The 1,538-nt window shown below is 41.8% G+C and carries 1 pseudogene; it reads left to right on the top strand.

Features of this window, described 5'->3' with window-relative positions:
* Positions 1-68 precede the first annotated feature (68 nt).
* Positions 69-1,423 (top strand): annotated as a pseudogene (locus JV16_RS14735) (IS1182 family transposase); the annotation flags it as partial.
* Between the last annotated feature and the right edge of the window lie 115 nt (positions 1,424-1,538).

Genomic DNA, 1,538 nt, shown 5'->3' with positions numbered 1-1,538 from the left:
CAGCTTGTCGACAAAGTCGACAAGCTGTTTTAATATATAGGTATAAGGGTATAGGAGGGGGAAATCGGATGCTTCAACGTCATCAAGAAGATCGTAGACATGTGGAAACAACGGTAAAGATTGATGACCTTGTTCCTGAGGATCACCTTGTGCGTAAGCTAGAAAAAGCGATTGACTTCTCTTTTATTTACGACATCGTCAAAGATCTATACTCACCTGATCATGGACGACCAAGTATTGATCCGGTTGTGTTGTTCAAAATGTACTTGATCCGTTATATCTTCGGCATTCGTTCGATGCGTGAAACGGTGGAACAAATTCGAACAAACGTGGCCTATCGATGGTTTTTAGGTTTGAGTCTTCATGATCCTGTCCCACATCATTCGACTCCAAGCAAAAACTATGCACGACGTTTTGCAGGTACGGACGTCTTTCAAAAGATTTTTTCAAGAATCTTAGAAGAAGCCTTTCAACACGGGCTGGTGGATCCAAGTGTCGTATTTGTTGATTCTACCCATGTAAAGGCGAGTGCAAACAAAAGAAAATTCAACACCGAAGTGGCAGAAGTCGAAGCGAAAGCATATCAAGAGGAATTGGAAAAAGAGATTGAACGAGATCGGATCGCACACGGAAAATCTCCACTACCGCCAGAAACAGAAAAAAAAAACGAGAAGTGAAGATCAGTAAGACAGACCCTGAGAGTGGGATGTTTGTGAAAAATGAACGCGAACGAGTATTTGCTTACTCCTATCATACGGCTTGCGATCGCCATGGCTGGATCCTTCAATCCTATGTCACAGCGGCAAACGTGCATGATAGTCAAGCCTTTTTCGAACTGTTTGAACGTGTCAAACAGGAAGTGAAGCAGCGCCCAAAAGACGTGTGCATCGATGCAGGATACAAGACGCCAGCCATTGCGAAATACCTACTAGAACAAGGGATTGATCCGATTTGGCCATACACTCGTCCAAAAACGAAAGATGGGTTCTTTCGGAAATCTGAATTTGCATATGACGAACATTTTGATTGTTACCTTTGTCCAAATAACCAAGTGTTATCTTATTCAACAACGAATCGGGAAGGTTATCGGGAATATAAATCCAATCCATCTGTGTGCAAGACTTGTCCTTATCTAGAAAGATGCACAGAAAGCAAAAGCCATACAAAAGTGGTCACACGCCATGTTTGGCAAGATTACTATGAAGAAGCCGAGCATTTACGATATGTGCCGGAGCATCGGGAGTTGTATGAACGAAGAAAAGAGACAATCGAACGAAATTTTGCAGATTTGAAAGAGAAGCATGGTCTGCGCTGGACAAATTACCGTGGATTGGAAAGAAACCAGATGCAGGCGATGCTTGTTTGTGCTGCGATGAATTTAAAGAAATTAGCAAACTACCTATGGAGAATGGGCACCTCTCCTCTTTTTCAATTATGTATGTCGTTATTTTCGTCGGTTCATCAAGGAAAACAAATATCAAAATGGAACAAAATGGTTGTAAAACAACTGTCTTACAACCATTTTGTCAACAGTCTGA

It is taken from the genome of Anoxybacillus ayderensis, from assembly GCF_000833605.1.
GTDB classification, from domain to species: domain Bacteria; phylum Bacillota; class Bacilli; order Bacillales; family Anoxybacillaceae; genus Anoxybacillus; species Anoxybacillus ayderensis.
The sequence above is the reverse complement of the archived record's forward strand: the minus strand, read 5'-3'. Positions and strand labels throughout refer to the sequence as shown.